This window comes from Cohnella sp. GbtcB17 (assembly GCF_019091135.1).
Classification (GTDB): Bacteria; Bacillota; Bacilli; order Paenibacillales; family Paenibacillaceae; genus Cohnella.
This window is the reverse complement of the sequence record NZ_JAGXJW010000241.1, coordinates 1-276: the sequence shown is the minus strand read 5'-3', so window position 1 is coordinate 276 and position 276 is coordinate 1. Positions and strand designations below refer to the sequence as shown.

The window sequence follows — 276 nt, the reverse complement described above, 5'->3', positions numbered from 1 at the left end:
GAGGCCGCCATCATCGTCGGTGCAAGCAACTGGGGCGTATTCGTCCGGATTTTGCTGCCGCTGTCCCGTCCGCTCGTCGTATACATGGCCGTCACTTCGTTCGCCGGCACGTTCAGCGAGTTCATCTTCGCGCAGACGGTGCTTCGGACGGAGGCCAAGCAGACGCTGGCGGTCGGCTTGTTCAACATGGCCAACACGCAGACACCGACGGAATTCACCGTCTTTGCGGCAGGCTCCGTGCACGTCTCGATTCCGGTCGTGGTCATTTTTATTATC

1 protein-coding gene is annotated in these 276 nt (G+C 59.8%); it reads left to right on the top strand.

Going from position 1 to position 276, the window contains the following annotated elements; translation table 11 throughout:
• Positions 1-276 (top strand): ABC transporter permease subunit (locus KVT38_RS33690; protein ID WP_217598069.1); only part of this gene is annotated, 276 nt, incomplete at both ends.